The following is a 1,929-nucleotide window of genomic DNA, read 5'->3' as shown; positions in this document are numbered from 1 at the left end:
AAATATAAAAAATCAAATATAAGAAATAATTAAATTTTTAGTATATTTTTTACCTATATCTGATTTTGGATTTAATGTACGAATCAATCCAAATATTGTAGTCAAATTTTCTTCAAAAAACTATGAAAAAGTTAATGCCTTTTCTTTTGGGTGCAACTTTGATGGTGAATACTGTTGGTTGCAGTTCTCCCAAAGACACAGCCACAAACAACTCAACAAATACAGCAAACACCAAGCTTGTTACAACTAAAAATGCTAAAAATCCGCAGGCAATAGTTGCTGTTGGTACAGATTTTGAAACAAAACTTCAACAAGAAATATCAACGGGGAAAAATCGCGAAAACGATAAGTTTGTATTAAAAGTTAGAAGTAATAACCCGGTTCTCAAAGATAGTACAATTAATGGACATGTTGAAAACGTTGTCAAAGCAGCCAGGGGAAAAAAAGCCAAATTGAATTTGGTATTTGATGATATTACCTTGAAAAATGGCGATCGCTTGCAACTCGATGCAACTTTGGTTAATACTAAAATCGAAACCAAAACCAAAGGTAAATTTCTACAAAATGCTGGCATTGTTTTAGGTGGTGCAGTCGCTGGTCGTTTTTTAGGTAATAAAACTAATTTTAAGCATGGTGGAGTCGCTGGAGGTACAGTAGCTGCCGCATATGTGTTATCTAGTCCTGGTGGTGAAGTTGTTCTCAAAAAAGGAACTGAAGTTAAATTGAAATTGAAAACACCATTAGATGCTTCTTGATGAGATTTTAAATTGCTAAGAAAGGGAGCAAAGCAAATGATTGGACTTTGCTCCTCCTATGTATTTGGTATTTGCTATTTTTATTTACTAAATATATATCCATACTCAAATCTGACTTTTCCCGTTAAGTCTGGAAACATGGAATTGCATTCTCATGCATACTATCAAACTAAAGTCAATATTAATGTTAATATTAACTCAAATCATATTCAAGGAATAATATGACAGAACTTAACCTTGACGAAGATAAAATTAAGCAAATATTTAAAACAGCCATTGTCGAAGTAATTCAAGAGCAGAAAGAAGTATTTTCTGACTTGTTGACAGAGATTATTGAAGATATCGCTTTAGAAAAAGCTATTAAAGAAGGTGAAAGTACAGAAATAGTTAGTCGAGAGGCAATTTTTAAGATATTGGGAACTAAGAGATGAATGTTGAGTTTAGAAAAAGCTTTGAAAAGGATTTGAGCAAAATTAGAGATGAAATATTACTGAAAAAAATACAAACAGTAATTGAAGAAGTTGAAAATTCCGAAAATATTGGAGAAGTCAATAATGTTAATAAACTTAAAACTGATGGAGATTATTATCGTATTAGGATTGGAGATTACAGAATTGGATTAACAATATCTGATGGTATAATTATTTTTGTCCGAGCGTTGCAAAGAAAGGATATTTACAGGTATTTTCCTTAATGAAAGCTCGGAAGATATTGAACTTACAAATCCATATGTTCTTGATAAAGACTCTTGACTAAATTATCTAATTTTTCATCAGAACAACATTCGATTAACATATCAAAAACGTCAACTAACTTTGCAGCATTTTCCCCCAAAGTAGGGCTTAAACCCCACACATCCTGTACCCAATCGTGCGGGCGATCGCTCTCAAATATCAGCCGTTCTAAAAGTTGCTTTGCCTCAATTTTTGATATTGACATATGATTATTGATTTTGGAAATTTACAGTTAACAATTCATAATTTCATGTAGACTAATGTTGAGTTACCCAAAGCCTTCACTCAACCTACAAGACTATACTTAGTATGCATTAAATTTAAACACGATACCATTCTTGATTAGATAAATTCAACCAAAAAATTTCTTGATTTTTTTCATAAATTTGTTTATCATCACTTAATTTAAATAAATAACCTTTTTCAAATTTGATGCAATT

At 31.3% G+C, this 1,929-nt stretch carries 4 protein-coding genes; 3 read left to right on the top strand and 1 reads right to left on the bottom strand.

The features are described 5' to 3' along the window. Positions 1-122 precede the first annotated feature (122 nt). The 3 genes from CK510_RS29860 (at position 123) to CK510_RS29850 (ending at position 1,449) form a co-directional block, all read left to right on the top strand. A complete protein-coding gene (locus tag CK510_RS29860) occupies positions 123-755 on the top strand; it encodes a hypothetical protein (protein ID WP_095725054.1) in 633 nt (210 codons plus the stop codon). Between the two features lie 221 nt (positions 756-976). Continuing rightward, the gene (locus CK510_RS29855; RefSeq protein WP_095725053.1) at positions 977-1,186 is read left to right on the top strand and encodes a hypothetical protein; all 210 of its coding nucleotides are present in this window, start codon (positions 977-979) and stop codon (positions 1,184-1,186) included. Next, on the top strand, positions 1,183-1,449 hold the full coding sequence (locus tag CK510_RS29850; RefSeq protein ID WP_095725052.1) for a type II toxin-antitoxin system RelE family toxin: 267 nt from the start codon (positions 1,183-1,185) through the stop codon (positions 1,447-1,449). Before CK510_RS29855 ends, CK510_RS29850 begins: the two co-directional genes overlap by 4 nt. Before the next feature lie 23 nt (positions 1,450-1,472). Here CK510_RS29850 and CK510_RS29845 read toward each other — a convergent pair whose 3' ends face one another. Continuing rightward, complete coding sequence (locus CK510_RS29845) at positions 1,473-1,694, bottom strand: hypothetical protein (protein WP_095725051.1); 222 nt, start codon at positions 1,692-1,694, stop codon at positions 1,473-1,475. Between the last annotated feature and the right edge of the window lie 235 nt (positions 1,695-1,929).

Source organism: Brunnivagina elsteri CCALA 953, from assembly GCF_002289455.1.
Lineage (GTDB): Bacteria > Cyanobacteriota > Cyanobacteriia > Cyanobacteriales > Nostocaceae > Brunnivagina > Brunnivagina elsteri.
Note: the sequence above shows the minus strand (reverse complement) of the source record. Positions and strands in the feature narration are given on the sequence as shown.

What these genes read in the sequence shown, in the direction of transcription:
- CK510_RS29850 (WP_095725052.1), top strand. Translation starts at nt 1,183, where the DNA reads ATGAATGTTGAGTTTAGAAAAAGCTTTGAAAAGGATTTGAGCAAAATT.
- CK510_RS29845 (WP_095725051.1), bottom strand. Translation starts at nt 1,694, where the DNA reads ATGTCAATATCAAAAATTGAGGCAAAGCAACTTTTAGAACGGCTGATA.
- CK510_RS29855 (WP_095725053.1), top strand. Translation starts at nt 977, where the DNA reads ATGACAGAACTTAACCTTGACGAAGATAAAATTAAGCAAATATTTAAA.
- CK510_RS29860 (WP_095725054.1), top strand. Translation starts at nt 123, where the DNA reads ATGAAAAAGTTAATGCCTTTTCTTTTGGGTGCAACTTTGATGGTGAAT.